Source organism: Saccharopolyspora rhizosphaerae, from assembly GCF_003931915.1.
Classification (GTDB): Bacteria; Actinomycetota; Actinomycetes; order Mycobacteriales; family Pseudonocardiaceae; genus Saccharopolyspora; species Saccharopolyspora rhizosphaerae.
The window spans coordinates 159,283-178,408 of the sequence record NZ_RSAA01000014.1; the positions used below are offsets into that span (position 1 = coordinate 159,283).

Genomic DNA, 19,126 nt, shown 5'->3' on the forward strand with positions numbered 1-19,126 from the left:
CGGCCCGCCCCGGCATCGCCGGGACGGGCCGCATGGCGTTCGCGATCAGAGGATCACTCGGCGGAGGCGTCGGCCGGAGCGGCGTCGCCCTCGCCCGACTTCTCCTCCTCCTCGTTGACCAGCACGAGGCTGATCTTGCCGCGGTTGTCGATGTCCGCGATCTCCACGCGCAGCTTGTCGCCGACGTTCACGACGTCCTCGACCTTGCCGATGCGCTTGCCGTTGCCCAGCTTGGAGATGTGCACCAGGCCGTCCTTGCCCGGCAGCAGCGAGACGAACGCGCCGAAGGCCGCGGTCTTGACCACGGTGCCCAGGAAGCGCTCGCCGACCTTCGGCAGCTGCGGGTTCGCGATGGCGTTGATCTTGTCGATCGCCGCCTCCGCGGACGGGCCGTCGGCCGCACCGACGTAGATGGTGCCGTCGTCCTCGATGCTGATCTCGGCGCCGGTCTCCTCGGTGATCGAGTTGATCATCTTGCCCTTCGGGCCGATGACCTCACCGATCTTGTCCACCGGGACCGAGACCGAGGTCACGCGCGGCGCGTGCGGGCTCATCTCGTCGGGCTTGCCGATCGCCTCGGCCATGACCTCCAGGATGGTGAACCGGGCGTCGCGCGCCTGGCCCAGCGCCTGGCCCAGCACCTCGGACGGGATGCCGTCCAGCTTGGTGTCCAGCTGCAGGGCGGTCACGAAGTCCTTCGTGCCCGCGACCTTGAAGTCCATGTCACCGAAGGCGTCCTCGGCACCGAGGATGTCGGTCAGCGCCACGTAGTGGGTCTTGCCGTCGACCTCGTCGGAGACCAGGCCCATCGCGATGCCCGCGACCGGGGCCTTCAGCGGCACACCCGAGTTGAGCAGGGACAGCGTCGAGGCGCAGACCGAGCCCATCGAGGTCGAACCGTTGGAACCCAGGGCCTCGGAGACCTGCCGGATGGCGTACGGGAACTCCTCGCGCGAGGGCAGCACCGGCACCAGCGCGCGCTCGGCCAACGCGCCGTGGCCGATCTCGCGCCGCTTCGGGCTGCCCACCCGGCCGGTCTCACCGGTCGAGTACGGCGGGAAGTTGTAGTGGTGCATGTACCGCTTCGTCGTCTCCGGGGAGAGCGAGTCGATGGTCTGCTCCAGCCGCAGCATGTTCAGCGTGGTGACACCCAAGATCTGGGTCTCGCCGCGCTCGAACAACGCCGAACCGTGGGTCCGCGGGATCACGCCGACCTCGGCGGACAGGCTGCGGATGTCGGTCAGGTTGCGGCCGTCGATGCGGACCTGGTCGCGGATGATGCGCTGGCGGACCAGCTTCTTGGTCAGCGAGCGGAACGCCGCGCCGATCTCCTTCTCGCGGCCCTCGAAGGCCTCGCCCTCGCCGGTGCCGACCTTCTCCAGGACCGACGCCTTGATCTCGTCGAGGCGGTCCTCGCGCTCCTGCTTGCCGGCGATCTTCAGCGCCTCTGCCAGCTCGGAGGACGCGGCCTGCTCGACGGCGGTGTACGCGTCGTCCTGGTAGGCCGGGAACACCGGGAACTCCTCGGTGGCCTTGCCGACCGCCTGGGCCAGCTGCTGCTGGGCCACGCACAGGGTGCGGATGAACGGCTTGGCGGCCTCGAGGCCCTGGGCGACGACCTCCTCGGTCGGCGCCTGGGCACCGCCGTTGACGAGCTCGACGGTGTTGTCGGTGGCCTCGGCCTCGACCATCATGATCGCGACGTCGTCACCGACGACGCGGCCCGCGACGACCATGTCGAACACGGCGCGCTCGAGCTGCTCGTGGGTCGGGAACGCGACCCACTGACCATCGATCAGCGCCATGCGGGTGGCACCGATGGGGCCGGAGAACGGCAGGCCGGAACCCTGGGTCGACGCCGACGCGGCGTTGATCGCCAGCACGTCGTAGAGGTCGCCCGGCTTCAGGCTCATGACCGTGACCACGACCTGGACCTCGTTGCGCAGCCCGTCGACGAACGACGGGCGCAGCGGGCGGTCGATCAGGCGGCAGGTCAGGATCGCGTCCGTGGACGGCCGACCCTCGCGCCGGAAGAACGAGCCGGGGATGCGACCCGCGGCGTACATGCGCTCTTCGACGTCGACGGTCAGCGGGAAGAAGTCGAAGTGCTCCTTCGGCTGCTTGGAGGCCGTGGTGGCCGACAGCAGCATGGTTTCGTCGTCGAGGTACGCGACGACGCTCCCGGCGGCCTGCTTCGCGAGCCGGCCGGTCTCGAAACGAACGGTACGGGTGCCGAACGCGCCGTTGTCCAGCACGGCGGTCGACTCGTACACGCCCTCTTCGATCTCTTCAGTCAAGGTGACTCCCTATCGTCACAACGCCCACGGCAGGAGCATCCGGATCGGTGATCCGACAAGGCCGGCCATCGATCGAAGCTCCCGGGACCGTCTCGTGACGACTTGCCCGGCAGCCACTACCGAGGACCGGCGGACGCCTGCACCCAGTGCTTGCCACCGTGAGCGCTCTGTGTTGTTGCTGACGGTGCCTCCTGGGCACCGCCTGGTTCTACTTACGCACCGGGGGGAGCGGCCCGTGGCCACTCCCCCCGGTGTCATGTCAACGACGCAGACCGAGTCGCTGGATCAGCGAACGGTAGCGTTCGATGTCCACCTTGGTCAGGTAGTTGAGCAGACGACGGCGGCGACCCACCATCAGCAGCAGACCCCGACGCGAGTGGTGGTCGTGCTTGTGCTGCTTGAGGTGCTCGGTCAGGCCGATGATCCGCTTGGTCAGCAGGGCCACCTGGGCCTCGGGCGAACCGGTGTCGCCCTCCTTCACGCCGTACTCGGCGAGGATCTGCTTCTTCTCTGCAGTGGACAGCGCCACGTACTACTCCTTCTCACGATGTCCCGTGTCGGTGGGCGGCGAGCTGCCTGGCGGCGCCACCGCCGTGAGGAGTGGATACCTCGGACTCCGGCCACCACGGACTGCAGCCGGTCCACAGGTCAGGATAACAGGGAAGCGCTCCTCACCCCGGTTACCCCAGCGCTGCGCGCGTCACCGGCACCCGGTGCACCGCCCGGTACGCCGGAACCCCTTCGCCCTGGTCACTGCGCATCACCGCGATCTCGCCGACGGTCCACCACGGGCCTGAGTAGCCGGTGAGCAGGCCGGCCACCGACCGCCGGTCGGCCCGGCCCGACGCCCACCTGGCGACGGTCAGGTGCGCCCGGAACCCACCGGGGTCTCCGTCGGCCGCGCGCACCAGCCCGCCCAGCGCCCGCCGGTCGCCGTCGGTGGCCGGTTCGACGCCGACCCACAGCACGCCCCGGAACGTCCCGGAACCGCTCAGCCGCAGCCGCGGCGCGTCACCGCTGACCCGGGCGGCGCGCCGGTCGAGGCGGTCGGCGACGCGCTGCGGGTCGGCGTCGTCGCCGTGGAAGCGCAGCGTCAGGTGCCAGCGCTCGGCGGCGGCGAAGCGGAACTTGCGCAGACCCGACGTCGCCTCGGTCACCCGGGCCGGGTCCAGCGCCGCGATCGTCCCGGCCAGGTGCGCCACCGCCTCCTCGGACGGCCACAGCGCGGTGAACAGCCGCATGCCCCGAGTATCCCGCCCAAGCAGAGCGGCGGTCCATCCGCGCACGATCCCCGGCGGACGCCCTCCCGGACGCCGCGGCCTCGGGGCCACCGGAACTCCGCGGCGGAATCGGGCGTCTGCGAGGGGCGGGCCTCACTCGCTCTCGGCGGCCCGGCGCAGCAGGCCCGCCAAGCGCGGGTAGCGGCCCTCCAGCAGGGAGGCGGCCGCTTCCAGCTCGGTGGGCTTGGCGACCTCGAGCAGGACCGGCCAGGCGATCTGCTCGCCGTTGGTGGCCTGCTTGACCGGCAGGTCGTCGCGCCCGACCGAGGGTTGCGACTGGCGCACGTCCTCCAGCGCTTGCTTGATCGCGTCCGACTCGCCCGCGGCGACGCCCGGGATGAGCACCTTGCGCTCCAGCATCACCAGCCGGGCCAGCACCTGCGGGTTGCCGATCTTGGCGCGGCGACCGCTCATGACCTGGCTGAGCATCGGCGCGCTGATGCCGAGCACGTCGGCCAGCTGGGCCTGCGAGATGCGGAAGGCGACGACCAGTCGGCGCACCCGGTCCCCCAGCGGCTCGCCGTACCACTGCCGCTGCAGAGCCAGGTTCCGCTGGACGCTGCTGCTCTCCGCCACCTTCGCTCCCCCTGCGTGACCGCCGCCCCGGCGAGCCCGGGATGATCCGGAACCGAATCTTGCCAGCTCATCGCCCCGGCGGGGTCGAGAATCCGAAAACCTCTGCATCTCAGCGGCGGAGCTCACTCGTGCACGCCGAGGACGCGCCGGGTTTCGGCGACGTCGGCGTTCATCTGCTCGACCAGCGCCTCGACGGACTCGTAGCGCTCCATGGCCCGCAGGCGCTGCACGAAGTCCAGGTCGACGTGCTCGCCGTAGAAGTCGGCGTCCACGTCGAGCACGAAGGCTTCGACCGTGCGCTCGGTGCCGGAGAACGTCGGGTTGCTGCCCACCGACACCGCGGCCGGCATCGCCGGTCCCGGCTGGTCGGCGCCCCTCCTGCGGTGGGTGAACCACGCGGCGTAGACACCGTCGGCCGGGATGGCCGTGTAGTCCGGAGTGGACAGGTTGGCGGTCGGGAAGCCCAGCTCCTTGCCGCCGCGACCGGCGCCGCGCACGACGATGCCTTCGATCCGGTGGTGGCGGCCCAGCGCGGAGGCGGCCGCGACCACGTCACCCGCGTCGATGCAGGCGCGGATGTAGGTCGAGGAGAAGGTCACCGAGGTCCCGTCGGTCTCGTCGGACCGCTCCACCGGACCGGAGACCAGCGCGTCGGAGGCGACCTCGAAGCCGAAGCGCTCGCCGAGCTTGGTGAGCAGCTCGATGTTGCCCGCGGCCTTGTGGCCGAAGGTGAAGTTCTCGCCCACCACGACCTCGGCCGCGTGCAGCTTCTCCACCAGGATCTCGTGCGCGAAGCCCTCGGCGGGCACCCGGGAGAGCTCGCGGGTGAACGGCAGCACGCAGAACACGTCCACGCCCAGCTGCTCGACGAGCTCGGCCCGCCGCTGCAGGGTGGTCAGCTGCGCCGGGTGGCTGCCCGGGCGCACGACCTCCGCCGGGTGCGGGTCGAAGGTCATCAGCACGCAGGGGACACCACGCTTCCGGGCCTGCTGCACCGCGTGCGCGATGAGCTTCTGGTGACCGCGGTGCACCCCGTCGAAGACACCGATGGTGACCACGCACCGGCCCCAACCACCGGGGAGCTGATCCAAACCACGCCAACGCTGCACGGTCCGGAAGCCTACTTGCCCTTCACGATCAGGCGCTCAGCGGTGGTTCGTCAGTTGCCCGGAGTGATCACCAGCACGGCCTTGGCCGTGCGGCCCCGGTCGCGGACCAGCGCCACGGCCCGGCCGTCGGGGCCGAACATGCCGTAGGTGCCCTCCACCCCGGCGGCGGTGACGACCTGCCCGTGCGAGAGGGCGCGGGCGGTGGCGGCGTCGACGTTGCGGCGCGGGAAGGCCGTCTCGACGGCCTGGTCGAGGTTCATCGACAGCTCGGGGGTCTCCTCCAGCTGCTCCAGCGTCCGCGCGGTGGCCAGCCCGAACGGACCGACCCGGGTGCGCCGCAGGGCGGTGAGGTGCCCGCCGACGCCGAGCGCGTCCCCGAGGTCGCGTGCCAACGCGCGCACGTAGGTGCCCGACGAGCACTCCACGAGCACGTCGAGCTCGCTGGTCCGCTCGGTGCGCCGCAGCGCGAGCACGTCGAAGCGGGAGACGGTGACCGGCCGGGCTTCGAGCTCCACGGTCTCGCCGCTGCGGGCGATCTCGTAGGCGCGGCGGCCGTTCACCTTGACCGCGCTGACCGCGCTGGGCACCTGCTGCAGCTCACCGGTCAGCGCGGCGACGCCCTCGCGGATCGCGGTCTCGTCCACCTCGGAGGCGTCGGCGGTCGAGATCACCTCGCCCTCCGCGTCGTCGGTGCTGGTCGCGGCGCCGAGCGTGATCGTGGCGAGGTAGGCCTTGGTGTCCAGGGCGAGGTGGCCCAGCAACTTGGTGGCCCGCTCCAGGCCGAGCACGAGCACGCCGGTGGCCATGGGGTCGAGCGTTCCGGCGTGGCCGACCTTGCGGGTGCCCATGATGCGGCGGACTCGGGAGACGACGTCGTGCGAGGTCATCCCCGCCGGCTTGTCGACGACCAGCAAGCCGGGGTCGACGGCGGGACTCTTCTTGCGGGATTGCGCGGACACGGCGACCCATCATCCCCGACCCCGCGCGACCCGGGCTCCCAGGGTCAAGCCGTGGCGGAGGCTTCGCGCGGCGCGCCCGTCACGGCCCACCCGCCGGAGCGGGCGCGCAGCAGCAGCGTGACCATGCGCAGCACCATGAACAGGCTCAACCCGGTCCAGATCCCCGAGAGGCCCCAGCCGAAGGCGAGCGACAGCCAGATCAGCGGCAGGTAGCCGACGACGGCGCTGAGGAGGGTCGCGGTCCGCAGGTAGGCGGCGTCGCCGGCACCGAGGAAGACGCCGTCGAGCGCGAAGACCACGCCCGCCACGGGCTGCAGGGCGACGAAGAACCACCACGCGTGCGGCACCTCGGCGAGCACCGCCGCGTCGGTGGTGAACACCGACGGCAGGAGCCCGGACAGCGCGGCGAACAGCAGCGCGAGGCTGCAGCCGAAGGCCAGGCTGTACCAGGTGACCTGCTTGGCGACGCCCTTCGCCCGCGGCACCGAACCGCTGCCGAGCGCCGCACCGACCAGCGACTGGGCGGCGATCGCCAGCGAGTCCAACACCAACGACTGGAACATCCACAGCTGCCACACCACCTGGTGCGCGGCGGCGGTCTCGGCGCCGGTGCGGGCGGCCACCGAGGTCGCCGACAGGAAGCAGACCTGGAAGGCCAGGGTGCGCAGCACCAGGTCGCGGCCCATGCCGAGCTGAGCCCGCATCGTCGGCCAGCTCGGGCGCATCGGGACCTTCTCGACCAGCAGCGCGCGGATGAACAGGGCCGCGGCGATGGACTGGCCGATCAGGTTCGCGATCGCCGACCCCTCCAGGCCCCAACCCACCGGGTAGACCAGGACCGGGCACAGCACGGCGGAGAAGCCGTTGCCGATGAGCGTGTAGCGAAGCGGGCGGATGGTGTCCTGCACACCGCGCATCCAGCCGTTGCCCGCCATGGTGATGAGCACCAGCGGCGCGCCGCACAGGGCGATGCGCAGCCAGGTGCTCGCGGCGTCGGCGACCGGCCCGGGGCCGGCGAGCAGTTCCGCGACGGGAGTGGCGACCAGCTGCGCGACGAGCGACAGCACCACGCCCACCGCCACGCCGAGCCAGGTGGCCTGCACGCCTTCGGCGACGGCGTCGGTGCGCCGGCCCGCGCCGTGCAGCCGCGCCGTGCGCGCGGTGGTGCCGTAGGTGAGGAAGGTCAGCTGGCTGGAGACCAGCGTGAACAAGGTGCCGCCGAGCGCGAGCCCGGCGAGCGGGACGGCACCGAGGTGGCCCACCACGGCGGTGTCCACCAGCACGTACAGCGGCTCCGCCGCGAGCACGCCCAGCGCGGGGACCGCGAGCCCAAGCACCTTGCGCGGTGACACCCGTTCCCCGGCCTCGGACACGTCATCTCCTTGTAAGCTGCGGTTGCTGGGTTCGCCCCTGACACAGGGTAGCGGTAAGGAGCAGCAGTGGACAGCGCCGATTACACCGAGGTCGCGCTCCGGCTGGCGAACGCGGACCTGGCCGACCTCGCTTCCGTCCGCGCGGCGCTGCACGACGAACCCTGGTGGGCCGACCGCCTCCGGGACTCCGACCTGCCGCTGCTGCGCGAGGTCGCGGACGGCCTGCGCCGCGCGCTGGCGGCGATGGTCGACGATCCCGGGGCGGACGAGGCGGTCCGCGACGAGGTCAACGCGCTGCTCGCCTCCCACCCGCCGCGCCCGCGGCTCTCCGGCCACGGCGGCCACGCCCGGAACCCCCACTGGCACCTGCACGTGGCGGGCCCGGACGCGCCCGCGGTGGACGAGGTCGTCGCCGCTGCGGCGTGGGGTCTGGCGCAGGGCGTCGTCGACCACGGGACCCACCGCTGGGGCCGTTGCCAGGCCGAGGGGTGCGGGGCTTACTTCCTCGACACCTCGACCAACCAGGCCAAGCGGTTCTGCTCCCCGCGCTGCGCCAACCGGGTCCACGTCGCGGCCTTCCGGGCCCGCAAGCGCGCCTGACAGCGGGGTCACCTGAGCAGCGGAGCCGCCTCCAGGGCCGTGCGGATGGACGCGAGGACCTGCTGCTCGTGGCCGTGGGTGGTGAAGCCCGAGGCCAGCCGGTGGCCGCCGCCTCCGCAGGCGTTGGCGACGTGGCTGACGTCGATGCGGCTGTCGGCGCGCAGCGACACCGACCAGTGGTCGGTGCCGATCTCCTTGAGCACCGCGGCGACCTCGGCCTCGCTCGTGGTGCGCAGGACGTCGATCACGCTGTCGACGTCCTCGCTGCCCAGCCCGTCGGAATCGGCCTTGCGCACGGTCGCGTGCACGAAGCCCATGCCGCGGGCGGCCGAGGTCTCCAGCTCGGCCTTGCCGAGCACGCCGGAGAGCATGCCCAGGAACCCGAAGGGGTGCGTGTCGAGCAGCGTCTTGGTCGTCGCCTCGGGATCGACACCGGCCTCGAGCAAGCGGGCCGCGACCCGGTGCACCTCGGCACCGGCGTGCCGGAACGAGCGCGTGTCGGTGACCAGCCCCGCGTACAAGCACCGGGCGATCGGCATGTCCAGCTCGGCACCGAGCTCGTCGAGCACCCGCAGCACGATCAGCGCCGTCGCCTCGGCGGACTCGTCCACGACGTGCAGCGTGCCGTAGCGGGTGTTGGCCACGTGGTGGTCGAGGACGACCACCTCACCACCGGCCGCGATGGTCTTCTTGACCCGGTCGGCGAGCCGGCCCAGCCGGCCCAGGCTCCCGGAGTCGCAGACCACCAGCAGCGGCGGCGCGGCCGGCACCTGCGAGGCGGGCACGACGAGCCCGTCCACGTCGAGGTCGCGCAGCGAGTGCGCGGGCTTGTCCGGGTGCCCGAACGAGACCCGGACGGTGCTGCCGCGCTGCTTCAGCGCCCTGCCCAGCGCGAGCGCGCTGCCCAGGGCGTCGGCATCGGGGTTGACGTGCCCGAGCAGGGTCACGTCGGGTGCCGCCGCGAGCGCGTCCGCAGCAGCCGCGACTGCCTTCGGCAGGGACTCGCCCGCCTCAGGGCGGTCCTGCGCTCCCGCGGTGTCGGGTTGCCCGCGCACACGTCACCTCCACGTCATCGGAGACCGTCTCCGGTCACCGGTGACCAACGGACCCGATCCGACGGCGTGGCTCAACCACCTTGTGAACCTCGACGCAGATCGGCATCGGTCACGTCCTCGTCGTCGACACCGTCGGTGCCCTCGTCGTCATCCTCGGCGTCCGTGCGGTACGGATCGGCGTCACCGGCCGGCACCGCGCCGGAGGCCAACCGGGCGACCTCCTCGTCGGCCTCCTTGGCCTTGGCGAGCAGCTCCTCCATCCGGCGGGCCTGGTCGGGCACGGTGTCCGCGACGAACGTCAGCGTCGGGGTGAACCGCACTCCGGTCTGGTCGCCGACGCGGGAGCGCAGCACGCCGGTCGCGCTGCTGAGCGCGGCCGCCGTCGAGGCGTAGTCGGCGTCGTCGCCGAAGACGGTGTAGTAGACAGTGGCGTCGCGCAGGTCCGGGGTGACCCGCGCGTCGGTGATCGTCACCATCGCCAGCCGCGGGTCCTTGACCTCGTGCTCCAGCCCGGACGCGACGATCTGGGCGATGCGCTTGGCCAACCTGCGGGCGCGCGCCGTATCAGCCACGACGCACCTCCTTCGTGCAAGAGAGCTTCGAAACCCGCGGTGATCCGGCGGGTGGGTGTTGTCTTCGGAGTGGCGAGGGCCACTCCCTCCTGGTACCCCGGCAGCGCGCACCACCCGGGGTGGGCGACGGCTCCCGCGGCGAGGGCCGCGGTGCCGCGCCGGCACGCACCCGCAGCGCGCGGCGCGGGCGGTCAGGTGTCCCTGGCCGCGCCGCCACGCACGATGACGGGTGCACGCTTCAGTCCTCCGGCCCCAGCATCCGCTGCCTGGCGGAGAGCAGGTCCAGTTCGGGGCGGGCGGCGACCGTGCGCTCGCACGCTTCCAGCACGTGGCGGACGTGCGAGGCGCCGCCGGAGACCACCGCGACACCGAGCAGGGCGCGGCGGTAGAGGTCCTGGTCGCCGGCCTCGGAGGCGGCGACCTCGAAGCGGCGGCGCAGTTCGGCCAGGACCGGCCGAACGACCGAGCGCTTCTGCTTCAACGAGTGGACGTCACCCAGCAGCACGTCCAGCTCGAGCGCTCCGACGTACATGAGCGACTCTCCCGCCGTACCTGCGCAGGGGGCCCGGTCCGGGCCCCCTGCGCAGGTCCACGTCACACGCGAGGCTTCTCGCGCATCTCGTACGGCTCGATGATGTCGCCGACCTTGAGGTCGTTGTACGACCCCAGGGTCAGACCGCACTCGAAGCCGTCGCGGACCTCGGTGGCGTCGTCCTTGAACCGCTTCAGCGAGTTGATGCTGAGGTTCTCGGCGACCACCACGTTGTCCCGCAGCAGGCGCGCCTTCGCGTTCCGCTTGACGATGCCCTCGGTGACCATGCAACCGGCGATCGTGCCGACCTTCGAGGACTTGAAGACCTCGCGGATCTCCGCCCGGCCGAGCTCGACCTCCTCGAACTCGGGCTTGAGCATGCCCTTGAGGGCCTGCTCGATGTCCTCGATGGCGCGGTAGATCACCGAGTAGTACCGGATCTCGACGCCCTCGCGGTTGGCGACCTCGGCCGCCTTGCCCTCGGCCCGGACGTTGAAGCCCAGGACGATGGTGTTCTCCGCGGTGGCGAGGTTGATGTCCGACTCGTTGATGCCACCGACGCCGCGGTGGATCACCCGGAGCTCGACCTCGTCGCCGACCTCGATCTTCGTCAGGGACTCCTCGAGGGCCTCGACGGTACCCGAGTTGTCACCCTTGATGATCAGGTTCAGCTGGTTGGTCTCCTTGAGCACCTTGTCCAGGTCCTCCAGGCTGACCCGCTTGCGCTTGGCGGCGTTCTGCGCCTCGCGGATGCGGGCCCCTCGGCGGTCGGCGATCTGCCGGGCGACCCGGTCCTCGTCGACCACCAGGAAGGAGTCACCGGCACCGGGCACCGACGTGAAGCCGATGACCTGCACCGGACGGGACGGCAGCGCCTCGGTGACGTCCTCGTCGTTCTCGTTGATCATGCGGCGGACGCGGCCGTAGGCGTCACCGGCGACCACCGAGTCACCCACGCGCAGCGTGCCCCGCTGCACGAGCACCGTGGCCACCGGGCCGCGACCGCGGTCCAGGTGCGCCTCGATCGCGACGCCCTGGGCCGACATGTTCGGGTTGGCCCGCAGGTCCAGCGACGCGTCGGCGGTCAGCAGGATCGCCTCGAGCAGACCTTCGATGTTGGTGCCCTGCTTCGCGGAGATCTCGACGAACATCGTGTCGCCGCCGTACTCCTCCGCGATCAGGTTGTACTCGGTCAGCTGCTGGCGGATCTTGTCCGGGTTCGCACCCTCGACGTCGATCTTGTTGACCGCGACCACGATCGGCACACCGGCGGCCTGGGCGTGGTTGATCGCCTCGACCGTCTGCGGCATGACGCCGTCGTCGGCGGCGACGACGAGCACGGCGATGTCCGTCGACTTCGCACCGCGGGCACGCATGGCGGTGAACGCCTCGTGACCAGGGGTGTCGATGAAGGTGACGGGCCGCTCGGCGCCCTCCAGCTCGGTCACGACCTGGTAGGCACCGATGTGCTGGGTGATGCCTCCGGCCTCGCCGGCCTGCACGTTCGCCTTCCGGATGGTGTCCAGCAGCCGCGTCTTGCCGTGGTCGACGTGACCCATGACGGTCACGACCGGCGGACGGGCGGCCAGTTCCTCGTCGGAGGAGCCCGGGTCGCCGTAGCTGATGTCGAACGACTCCAGCAGCTCCCGGTCCTCGTCCTCCGGCGAGACCATCTCGACCTTGTAGTTCATCTCCTGGCCGAGGAGCTCGAGGATCTCGTCGGAGACGGACTGGGTCGCGGTCACCATCTCACCGAGGTGGAACATCGCCTGCACCAGCGAAGCCGGGTTGGCGTTGATCTTCTCGGCGAAGTCGGTCAGCGAAGCGCCGCGGCGCAGGCGGAGGGTCTCCCCGTTGCCGCGCGGGAGGCGGACGCCGCCGACCGACGGCGCCTGCATGTTCTCCATGTACTCCTGGCGCTTCTGCCGCTTCGACTTGCGACCGCGCTTCGCGGGACCGCCGGGGCGACCGAAGGCACCGGCCGTGCCGCCACGACCACCGGGACCGCCGGGACGGCCACCGCCGCCCGGACGACCGCGGAAGCCACCGCCGGCCGGAGCTCCACCCGGAGGGCCGCCACCGCCGGGGCGGAAGCCACCGCCGCCGCCACCGGGACGACCGCCGCCACCGGGACGACCGCCGCCACCGCCGCCGGGGCCGCCCCGACCGCGACCGCCGCCACCGGGACCGCCACCGCTGCGCGCCGGGCGCGGCGGCATCATGCCGGGGTTCGGCCGCGGCGGCATCATGCCCGGGTTCGGGCGCGAGCCGCCGCCACCGCCGCCTTCGCCGCGCGGGGCGTTGCCGCCCCCGGCGGGAGCGGTGCCGGCACCCTGACCGCCACCGCGGCGCTGGTCGTCACGACCGCGACCGGGGCCCTGCTGGCCACCGCGGTCCTGGCGCGGACCCGGGCCGGGACGACCCGGGCGCTGCTGCGGAGCACCCTGGCCGACGCCGAACGGGTTGTTGCCGACGCGCGGGGGTTTCGGACCCGGCTTGGGCGACTTCGGGCGCGGAGCGGCGTCGCCGTCGCCACCCGGCTTCGGGCCGGGCTTGGGACCCGGCTTGGGGCCGGGCTTCGGCTTGTCCGCCTTGGGCTGCTCGAACTTCGGCTCGTCGACCTTCGGAGCCTCGGCCTTCGGCTCGGCCTGGGCGGCCGGGGCCTGCTCGGCCGGTTCGGGCGTAGGGGTTGGTTTCGGACCCGGCTTCGGACCGGGCTTGGGCGCCTCGGTGCGCGGGCCGGGCTTGGGGCCGGGCTTGGGCGCCGACTCACCGGCGCTCGCGGCCTTGGGCTCGCTCTGAGCGGGCTTGCCGTTGTCGCCGCTCTTCTTCGACGACTTGGCGTACGCGTCGCGCAGCCGACGTGCCACCGGGGCTTCCACGGTGGAGGACGCCGACTTGACGTACTCGCCCTGCTCGGCGAGCTTGTTCAGTACTTCCTTGCTGGTAACACCGAGCTCTTTCGCGAGCTCATGCACGCGGGCCTTGCCTGCCACTGCTCTCCTCATCTGGGTGAGGCCGGGCGGCAGTCCCGCTCGACCTCGTCCTATCGCCGATGCGCGTTCATGGCTTCAGCTTCACGGCTGATTCATGACGGGTCGACCTGCTTTCCTTCGGTTGCCTGGCGCGGGACGGATCCCGCGTCGGTCGTGTCCTGAGCCGCCGAGCGCGGTTGCCCGGCACTCAAGTGGTGTTGCACGGCTGAGGTGTCGAGAGATCCCGGCACTCGAAGTGCCCGCGGAAACGCCCGGCGCCGCTCGGCCAGGCGGAGGCAAGCCGGATCAGGGTGCAGCCAGGCTCCCCGACCCGGTCGCCGATGCCTCGGATCGGGAACCACGAGGGGTCCCGGTCCACCGACCTCAGCCACCACACGTAGCAGCTCACCGGCCGACGTCCGAGCACGACAGCCCACACAGGTACGAACGGGCACATGGCGTCCGCCATTCCCGGGTGCACTCGTGTGGATTGATCGCTCCCTCGCGTCGAGCCTCGATTGACGATTCTAACCCGTGGGCGTCACTCGGCCGAACCCACCGTGGGCAGTCCCTCAACCGCCGGGTCCGGGCCGGCCGGCTGCACGGGGGCGTGACCGCTCGTGGTCGTCGGCGACGACGGGTCCGCATCGCTGCGGATGTCGATCCGCCAGCCGGTCAGCCGGGCCGCCAGCCGCGCGTTCTGGCCTTCCTTGCCGATCGCCAGCGACAGCTGGAAGTCCGGCACGATCACCCGCGCGGTCTTGGTGCGCTCGTCGACGACCTCGACCGAGACGACCTTGGCGGGCGAGAGCGCGTTGCCGACGAAGGTCGTGGGGTCGTCCGAGTAGTCGATGATGTCGATCTTCTCGCCGCCCAGCTCGCTCATCACGTTGCGCACCCGCGCGCCCATCGGGCCGATGCAGGCGCCCTTGGCGTTGACGCCGCTGACCGTGGACCGCACCGCGATCTTGGACCGGTGTCCGGCCTCGCGGGCCACGGCCGGGATCTCGACGGTGCCGTCGGCGATCTCCGGGACCTCCAGCGCGAACAGCCGGCGGACCAGGTTCGGGTGGGTGCGCGACAGCGAGATCTGCGGGCCGCGCGCGCTGCGCGCCACGCCGTAGACGTAGCACTTGATCCGCGTGCCGTGCTCGTAGTTCTCGCCGGGCACCTGCTCGGCGCCCGGGATGACGCCCTCGCTGTCACCGATCTGCACGATGACCATGCCGCGCGAGTTGGCGCGGGCGTCGCGCTGGATCACGCCGCCGATGATCTCGCCTTCCTTGGCGGCGAACTCGCCGAAGGTGCGCTCGTGCTCCGCGTCGCGCAACCGCTGCAGGATGACCTGCCGCGCGGTCGTCGCCGCGATCCGCCCGAAGCCCTCCGGGGTGTCGTCCCACTCCTCCGAAACGCTGCCGTCGGCGTTGAGGGAGTGCGCGATGACGCGCACGATGCCGGTCTTGCGGTCGACCTCCACCCGCGCGTGCGGCTGGTGCCCCTCGGTGTGACGGTATGCGGTGAGCAGTGCCGATTCGATCGCTTCCAGGACCGTCTCGAACGGGATGTCCTTGTCGCGTTCGATCGCCCGCAGCGCCGCGATGTCGACGTTCACCTCGACTCCTCCGTGTCTTCCCGGTCGTCCCCCTGCTGGGAAACGCCGCTCGCAGCCCGCTCCAGCTTGCGCAGCTCCTCAGCCGGTGGCTGCTGGAACTCCACCTCGACCACCGCGCGCTCCACATCACGGTAGGCCACCTGGCGGAGCTCGGCGCCGACCAGCACCTGCACGCCCTCATCATCCGCGTTGCCGACCCGCGCCACCAGCTGCTCGCCGCCGGTCAGCCGGATCTTGACCAACCGGTGGCGAGCTCGCTTCCAGTGTCGCGGCTTGGTCAGGGGCCGGTCCACGCCGGGCGAGGTGACCTCCAGCGTGTACGAACCGGCCAGCACGTGCTCGTGCGCGTCCAGGACCTTGGCGACCGAGCGGCTCACCTCGGTGATGTCGTCGAGGCCGACACCGTTGTCGGAGTCGATGACGACCTTGACCAGCCGGCGACGACCGGCCTGCTGCACGTCGAGTCCCTCGAGGTCGAAGCCCTTCTCGGCGACGGCCTCGGAGACGACGGGCTCCAGCTGCGCGGTGATCTCACCACGCGGCGGGCTGGACACGTTGGCACTCCTAGGTTTCGGTTCGTGGTCTGGTTCCAGACCTCATGCGGTGCGACCCGGGTCGACCGCGGGCGCGACGCGCCCACGTCCGATGATCCCGGCCGCAGTCGCCCAGGGTATCGCGTCCGTCCGCGCCCGAGCGCGACGCGGGACCCCTACGATCGGCGGATTGCCGAGACCCGAACGGAGCACCGCTCTGACCACTTGACCGGTGGCACCCAGGGTGCGGGCGGTGATCGCGGTGCCTGGCAGGATAGGTCGCCGTGGAACCCTCCCGCGCATCCCTGCCGGTCCTGAGACGTCGGCGCGCGTTGCGGTTGTTCGCCGCCGCGCCCGCGGTCGCCGTGCTGGCCGCGTGCGGTGGCGAGCCCGAGGAGCCCGATCAGCTGCTGCCCCTGGCCACCGCCGCGAAGGCCGACGCCGCGCTGGCGAACGCGATCGCGCGAACGCACTCCGGGCTGGCCGAGACCGCCCGGGAGCTGGCCGCCGCGCGGACCGCGCACGCCAAGGCGTTGCAGCGGGAGATCGACCGGGTCGCGCCGCGCGATCCCGAGGACCCGCCGTCGGTGCCCGACCCCGCCCCGCGGAAGGCGCCGCCCTCCGCCAACGCCGCCGCCGACGCGCTCCGCACGGCGGTGCGACGGGGACAGCAGCAGTCGGCGGAGCTCGTCGCCCGGCTGCCCGCCCACCGCGCGGGCCTGGTGGCCTCGGTGTCGGCCGGCTGCGCGAGTCTTCTGGAGGTCCTGGGATGAGCGAGTTCTCCGAGCAGGTCGCCGCGGCGCTCGGTGACGCGCTGGGTGCCGAGCACGCGGCGCTGTGGGTGTACGGCCTGGCCGGCGCCTTCGCCGGTGAGGCCCGCGTGCGCAGCGCCGTGGACGAGGCCCTCGAGCAGCACCGCCGGCTGCGCGACACCGCCGAGCAGGCGATGCGGCAGGCGGACCTGACCCCGACCCCGGCTCAACCGGCCTACGACGTCGGCCCGGTGGCGAACCAGTCCGCCGCGATCGAGCTGCTGATCACCGCCGAGCGGGACTGCGAGGTCGGCTGGCGCGCGGTGCTGGACACCACCGAGGACCGGGGGCTGCGCCGCACCGCGCTGGACGGCCTCACGACCGCGGCGACCCGCGCCACCCGCTGGCGGCTGACGCTGGGCCGCCAGCCCGCCGTGGAGCACCTGCCCGGTCAGCGCTCCTGAGCGCTCACTTCGGGGCCTGGTCCTGCGGCCAGCCCAGCTTGAGCGCCTCGTTGGTGACGTCGCTGAGCGCCGGGTCCTTCTTCGAGGACTTGCCGTAGAACGCCGAGTCCCCGATGACGACCAGCCGGTCCTGCCGCGCCGAGGCGTAGGCGGCGTCGTTGAGCGAGGGCATGCCCTTGGTGCCGTCGCGCTCGTCCTCCACCAGGTCCCGGATGTTGCCGGTGCCGTCCTTGGTGGTCAGCGCGTTGAGCTGGGTCGCGACCTGCGGCGTGGGCATGAGCACGGTGATCACCGAGGTGAGCACGCGGCGCCCGTCGGGCAGCGTCGTGGTGTAGAGGGCGCGGGTGAGGTGGTCGCACTCCTGCTTGCCGAAGAACTTCTGGATGTCGTCGTCCGACACGTTCTTGCAGCCCTGGAAGGCCTCTTCCTTGCGGACCAGGGTGAAGTCGTAGCGCAGCTTCGGGGGTGGCGGAGCGGCGGCCTCGTCGTCGGGCTTGATCGCGCTCCAGATCAGACCGGACACGACGGCGATCAGCACCAGCACGAGCCCGCGCAACGCCCAGCCCACCGGCGTGACGCCCTGCCGCCTCGCCTGCGGTGGCGGGGGCGGCGGCGCGGGCTGCCTGCTGGTACCCGGGTAGGACTGCTGCGGCCCCTGGTGAGGCTGCTGCGGCGTCGGTGAATGCGTGATCACCGGTCGTGTGGCGTGGTCCGGGGTCGGTGCGGCCACCTGGCGGTCCTGCCTGATGTAGGCGTTGTCCCGCCGCAGCGGAGTGGTCTCACGCTGCGTGTTGCCTTGTGCTCCCGTCACGTCTTCGGGGACACCCTGTCGGTCTGACACGAGTGCCTACGGTAGCGGTTGCGCCGGGCGGGACGAACAGCCCGATGCCCTGTTGCGCTGATCAGAGCAGCGCACGCACCGCCCGTTCGACGTCGTCTTCGGTGTTGTAGAGGTGGAACGACACCCTGGTCTGCCCGCCCCGGCTGGCGCAGGCGACACCGGCGTCGGTGAGCGCCGCCACCGCGTCCGGCCTGGCCAGGGACACGATCGCCGAACCGGCGGGCGGCAGCCCGAGCTCGGCCCGGAACCCGTCGGCGAGCCCGCGGCAGTGCGCGGCGACCTCCTCGCGGTCCAGCCGGGCCAGCCACTCCATCGACGCGGCCGCGCCGACCTGCGCCAGCCACACCGGGGAGAGGTCGAGGCCACGAGCCCCCTCGGCCAGCCGCAGGGGAAGGCCGTACGTGGCCTCCCACGGGTCCTCGGCCGCGTACCAGTTGGCGCTGTGCGCGACCGGTCGCGGTGCGTCGGGGTGGACGGCCAGCCACGCCGAGCCGCGCGGAGCCATGAGCCACTTGTAGCCGGCCGCGGCGACCCAGTCCGCCCAGTCCAGGCTCAGCGGCATCCAGCCGGCGGCCTGCGTGACGTCGAGCAGCACGCGGGTGCCGTGCTCGTTCCTGGCGCGCTGCAGGGCCTCGAAGTCGGCGGTGCGGCCGTCCTTGGACTGCACGGCGCTGACCGCGACGACGTCGAACTCCGCTGCGCGACGACCGATCTCGTCCAGGTCGACCTCGGTCACGGTGACACCCCGCCCGGCTTGCGCGGCGAACGGGAACAGCACGCTGGTGAAGTCATCGCGGGCCACCAGCACCCGCGACCCGTCGGGCGTGCTGGCGGCGACCAGGCCGATCACCTGGGACGCGCTGGCACCGACGGCGACCCGGTCGGTGGGAACGCCGACGAGCCGGGCGAAGGCGTCCCGGGCGGTGGCGACGGCCTCGTCGAAGTCGCCGGGCCGGTCCTGGCCGCGGCCCCAGCGCTCCACTGCTTCGGCGACCTTCCGGGAGGTCTCGGTCGGCGGGATGCCGATGCTGGCCGTGTTGAGGTACCCGTCGGGAACGTCGAAAACCGCGTCGAAGGCCTTCCGCATGGCCTCATCCTCGCACCGATCGGGCCGCTGCGGTGATCTCTGCATACGGTTGGAGCATGCACAGCGAAGAGATCGAGGTCCGCACCGGCAGCCGCGAGGTCGTCCGCGACCTGCGCGACGAGTGCCACCGCTTCCTGCGCTCGGCAGGTGCCGGCGACGGGCTGCTCAACGTGTGGGTGCCGCACGCGACGGCGGGGCTGGCGATCATCGAGACCGGCGCGGGCAGCGACGACGACCTGCTCGCCGCGCTGCGGGAGCTCCTGCCCGGCGACGACCGGTGGCAGCACCGCCACGGCTCCCCGGGCCACGGCCGCGACCACGTGATGCCGGCGTTCGTGCCGCCCTACGCGACGATCCCGGTGCTGGGCGGGCAGATGGAGCTGGGCACCTGGCAGTCGGTGTGCCTGGTGGACACCAACGTCGACAACCCGGTCCGGAAGGTGCGGCTGAGCTTCCTGGCCGGCTGACCGGCCGAGACCGACCGGCTCAGGAACTCCTGCAGCCCGGCC

General features: G+C 72.0%; 20 protein-coding genes. 4 read left to right on the top strand and 16 right to left on the bottom strand.

The annotated features are described in order from the left end of the window. Positions 1-53: 53 nt before the first annotated feature. From EIL87_RS13800 to EIL87_RS13830, 7 genes are all read right to left on the bottom strand, one after another. On the bottom strand, positions 54-2,297 hold the full coding sequence (locus EIL87_RS13800) for a polyribonucleotide nucleotidyltransferase (RefSeq protein ID WP_125090920.1): 2,244 nt from the start codon (positions 2,295-2,297) through the stop codon (positions 54-56). A 259-nt stretch (positions 2,298-2,556) separates the two neighbouring features. Then, positions 2,557-2,826, bottom strand: a complete 270-nt coding sequence (gene rpsO, locus EIL87_RS13805; RefSeq protein WP_125090921.1) for a 30S ribosomal protein S15 — start codon at positions 2,824-2,826, stop codon at positions 2,557-2,559. Positions 2,827-2,977: 151 nt separating this feature from the next. Then, positions 2,978-3,538 carry a 2'-5' RNA ligase family protein gene (locus EIL87_RS13810; protein ID WP_125090922.1) on the bottom strand — a complete coding sequence of 187 codons (561 nt, stop codon included), beginning with the start codon at positions 3,536-3,538 and terminating at the stop codon, positions 2,978-2,980. 132 nt (positions 3,539-3,670) lie between these two features. Then, positions 3,671-4,153, bottom strand: coding sequence for a helix-turn-helix domain-containing protein (locus tag EIL87_RS13815; protein ID WP_125090923.1), 483 nt, complete (start codon positions 4,151-4,153; stop codon positions 3,671-3,673). Positions 4,154-4,275: 122 nt separating this feature from the next. Next, entirely contained in the window at positions 4,276-5,262 is a 987-nt protein-coding gene (locus EIL87_RS13820; protein ID WP_125090924.1) for a bifunctional riboflavin kinase/FAD synthetase, read from the bottom strand. Between the two features lie 50 nt (positions 5,263-5,312). Then, positions 5,313-6,149: a tRNA pseudouridine(55) synthase TruB gene (gene truB, locus EIL87_RS13825; protein WP_233576261.1), complete on the bottom strand. Its 837-nt coding sequence runs from the start codon at positions 6,147-6,149 to the stop codon at positions 5,313-5,315. 116 nt (positions 6,150-6,265) lie between these two features. Then, positions 6,266-7,594, bottom strand: coding sequence for an MATE family efflux transporter (locus tag EIL87_RS13830; protein WP_125090926.1), 1,329 nt, complete (start codon positions 7,592-7,594; stop codon positions 6,266-6,268). 66 nt (positions 7,595-7,660) lie between these two features. On the opposite strand from EIL87_RS13830, the gene EIL87_RS13835 reads away from it, so the two are divergent. Then, positions 7,661-8,194 (top strand): CGNR zinc finger domain-containing protein, encoded by a 534-nt coding sequence (locus EIL87_RS13835; RefSeq protein ID WP_125090927.1) that lies wholly within the window; start codon positions 7,661-7,663, stop codon positions 8,192-8,194. An 8-nt stretch (positions 8,195-8,202) separates the two neighbouring features. Here the strand turns inward: EIL87_RS13835 and EIL87_RS13840 are convergent, their stop codons facing one another. The 7 genes from EIL87_RS13840 to rimP form a co-directional block, all read right to left on the bottom strand. Beyond that, positions 8,203-9,192 carry a DHH family phosphoesterase gene (locus tag EIL87_RS13840; RefSeq protein ID WP_125091119.1) on the bottom strand — a complete coding sequence of 330 codons (990 nt, stop codon included), beginning with the start codon at positions 9,190-9,192 and terminating at the stop codon, positions 8,203-8,205. Between the two features lie 128 nt (positions 9,193-9,320). Next, entirely contained in the window at positions 9,321-9,821 is a 501-nt protein-coding gene (gene rbfA / locus EIL87_RS13845) for a 30S ribosome-binding factor RbfA (RefSeq protein WP_125090928.1), read from the bottom strand. A gap of 238 nt (positions 9,822-10,059) precedes the next feature. Then, the gene (locus tag EIL87_RS13850; protein WP_125090929.1) at positions 10,060-10,353 is read right to left on the bottom strand and encodes a DUF503 domain-containing protein; all 294 of its coding nucleotides are present in this window, start codon (positions 10,351-10,353) and stop codon (positions 10,060-10,062) included. 62 nt (positions 10,354-10,415) lie between these two features. Further along, the gene (gene infB / locus EIL87_RS13855; protein ID WP_125090930.1) at positions 10,416-13,349 is read right to left on the bottom strand and encodes a translation initiation factor IF-2; all 2,934 of its coding nucleotides are present in this window, start codon (positions 13,347-13,349) and stop codon (positions 10,416-10,418) included. Between the two features lie 92 nt (positions 13,350-13,441). Next, a complete protein-coding gene (locus EIL87_RS13860) occupies positions 13,442-13,783 on the bottom strand; it encodes a YlxR family protein (protein WP_325049462.1) in 342 nt (113 codons plus the stop codon). Between the two features lie 86 nt (positions 13,784-13,869). Next, complete coding sequence (gene nusA / locus EIL87_RS13865; protein ID WP_125090931.1) at positions 13,870-14,940, bottom strand: transcription termination factor NusA; 1,071 nt, start codon at positions 14,938-14,940, stop codon at positions 13,870-13,872. Next, entirely contained in the window at positions 14,937-15,494 is a 558-nt protein-coding gene (rimP, locus tag EIL87_RS13870) for a ribosome maturation factor RimP (RefSeq protein ID WP_125090932.1), read from the bottom strand. The genes nusA and rimP overlap by 4 nt, the downstream gene beginning before the upstream one ends. A gap of 263 nt (positions 15,495-15,757) precedes the next feature. Here rimP and EIL87_RS13875 point away from each other — a divergent pair, with 263 nt between their 5' ends. Both EIL87_RS13875 and EIL87_RS13880 read left to right on the top strand, forming a co-directional pair. Then, positions 15,758-16,246: a hypothetical protein gene (locus EIL87_RS13875; protein ID WP_125090933.1), complete on the top strand. Its 489-nt coding sequence runs from the start codon at positions 15,758-15,760 to the stop codon at positions 16,244-16,246. Continuing rightward, entirely contained in the window at positions 16,243-16,689 is a 447-nt protein-coding gene (locus EIL87_RS13880) for a ferritin-like domain-containing protein (protein WP_125090934.1), read from the top strand. The genes EIL87_RS13875 and EIL87_RS13880 overlap by 4 nt, the downstream gene beginning before the upstream one ends. Before the next feature lie 4 nt (positions 16,690-16,693). On the opposite strand, the gene EIL87_RS13885 is transcribed toward EIL87_RS13880, so the two are convergent. Both EIL87_RS13885 and EIL87_RS13890 read right to left on the bottom strand, forming a co-directional pair. Then, entirely contained in the window at positions 16,694-17,530 is an 837-nt protein-coding gene (locus tag EIL87_RS13885; protein WP_125090935.1) for a hypothetical protein, read from the bottom strand. A 61-nt stretch (positions 17,531-17,591) separates the two neighbouring features. Further along, on the bottom strand, positions 17,592-18,617 hold the full coding sequence (locus EIL87_RS13890; protein WP_125090936.1) for an aminotransferase class V-fold PLP-dependent enzyme: 1,026 nt from the start codon (positions 18,615-18,617) through the stop codon (positions 17,592-17,594). Between the two features lie 56 nt (positions 18,618-18,673). Here EIL87_RS13890 and EIL87_RS13895 point away from each other — a divergent pair, with 56 nt between their 5' ends. Then, entirely contained in the window at positions 18,674-19,084 is a 411-nt protein-coding gene (locus tag EIL87_RS13895) for a YjbQ family protein (RefSeq protein WP_125090937.1), read from the top strand. Positions 19,085-19,126: the final 42 nt, after the last annotated feature.

What these genes read in the sequence shown, in the direction of transcription:
- EIL87_RS13810 (WP_125090922.1), bottom strand. Translation starts at nt 3,538, where the DNA reads ATGCGGCTGTTCACCGCGCTGTGGCCGTCCGAGGAGGCGGTGGCGCAC.
- truB (WP_233576261.1), bottom strand. Translation starts at nt 6,149, where the DNA reads ATGACCTCGCACGACGTCGTCTCCCGAGTCCGCCGCATCATGGGCACC.
- EIL87_RS13850 (WP_125090929.1), bottom strand. Translation starts at nt 10,353, where the DNA reads ATGTACGTCGGAGCGCTCGAGCTGGACGTGCTGCTGGGTGACGTCCAC.
- EIL87_RS13880 (WP_125090934.1), top strand. Translation starts at nt 16,243, where the DNA reads ATGAGCGAGTTCTCCGAGCAGGTCGCCGCGGCGCTCGGTGACGCGCTG.
- EIL87_RS13890 (WP_125090936.1), bottom strand. Translation starts at nt 18,617, where the DNA reads ATGCGGAAGGCCTTCGACGCGGTTTTCGACGTTCCCGACGGGTACCTC.
- EIL87_RS13895 (WP_125090937.1), top strand. Translation starts at nt 18,674, where the DNA reads ATGCACAGCGAAGAGATCGAGGTCCGCACCGGCAGCCGCGAGGTCGTC.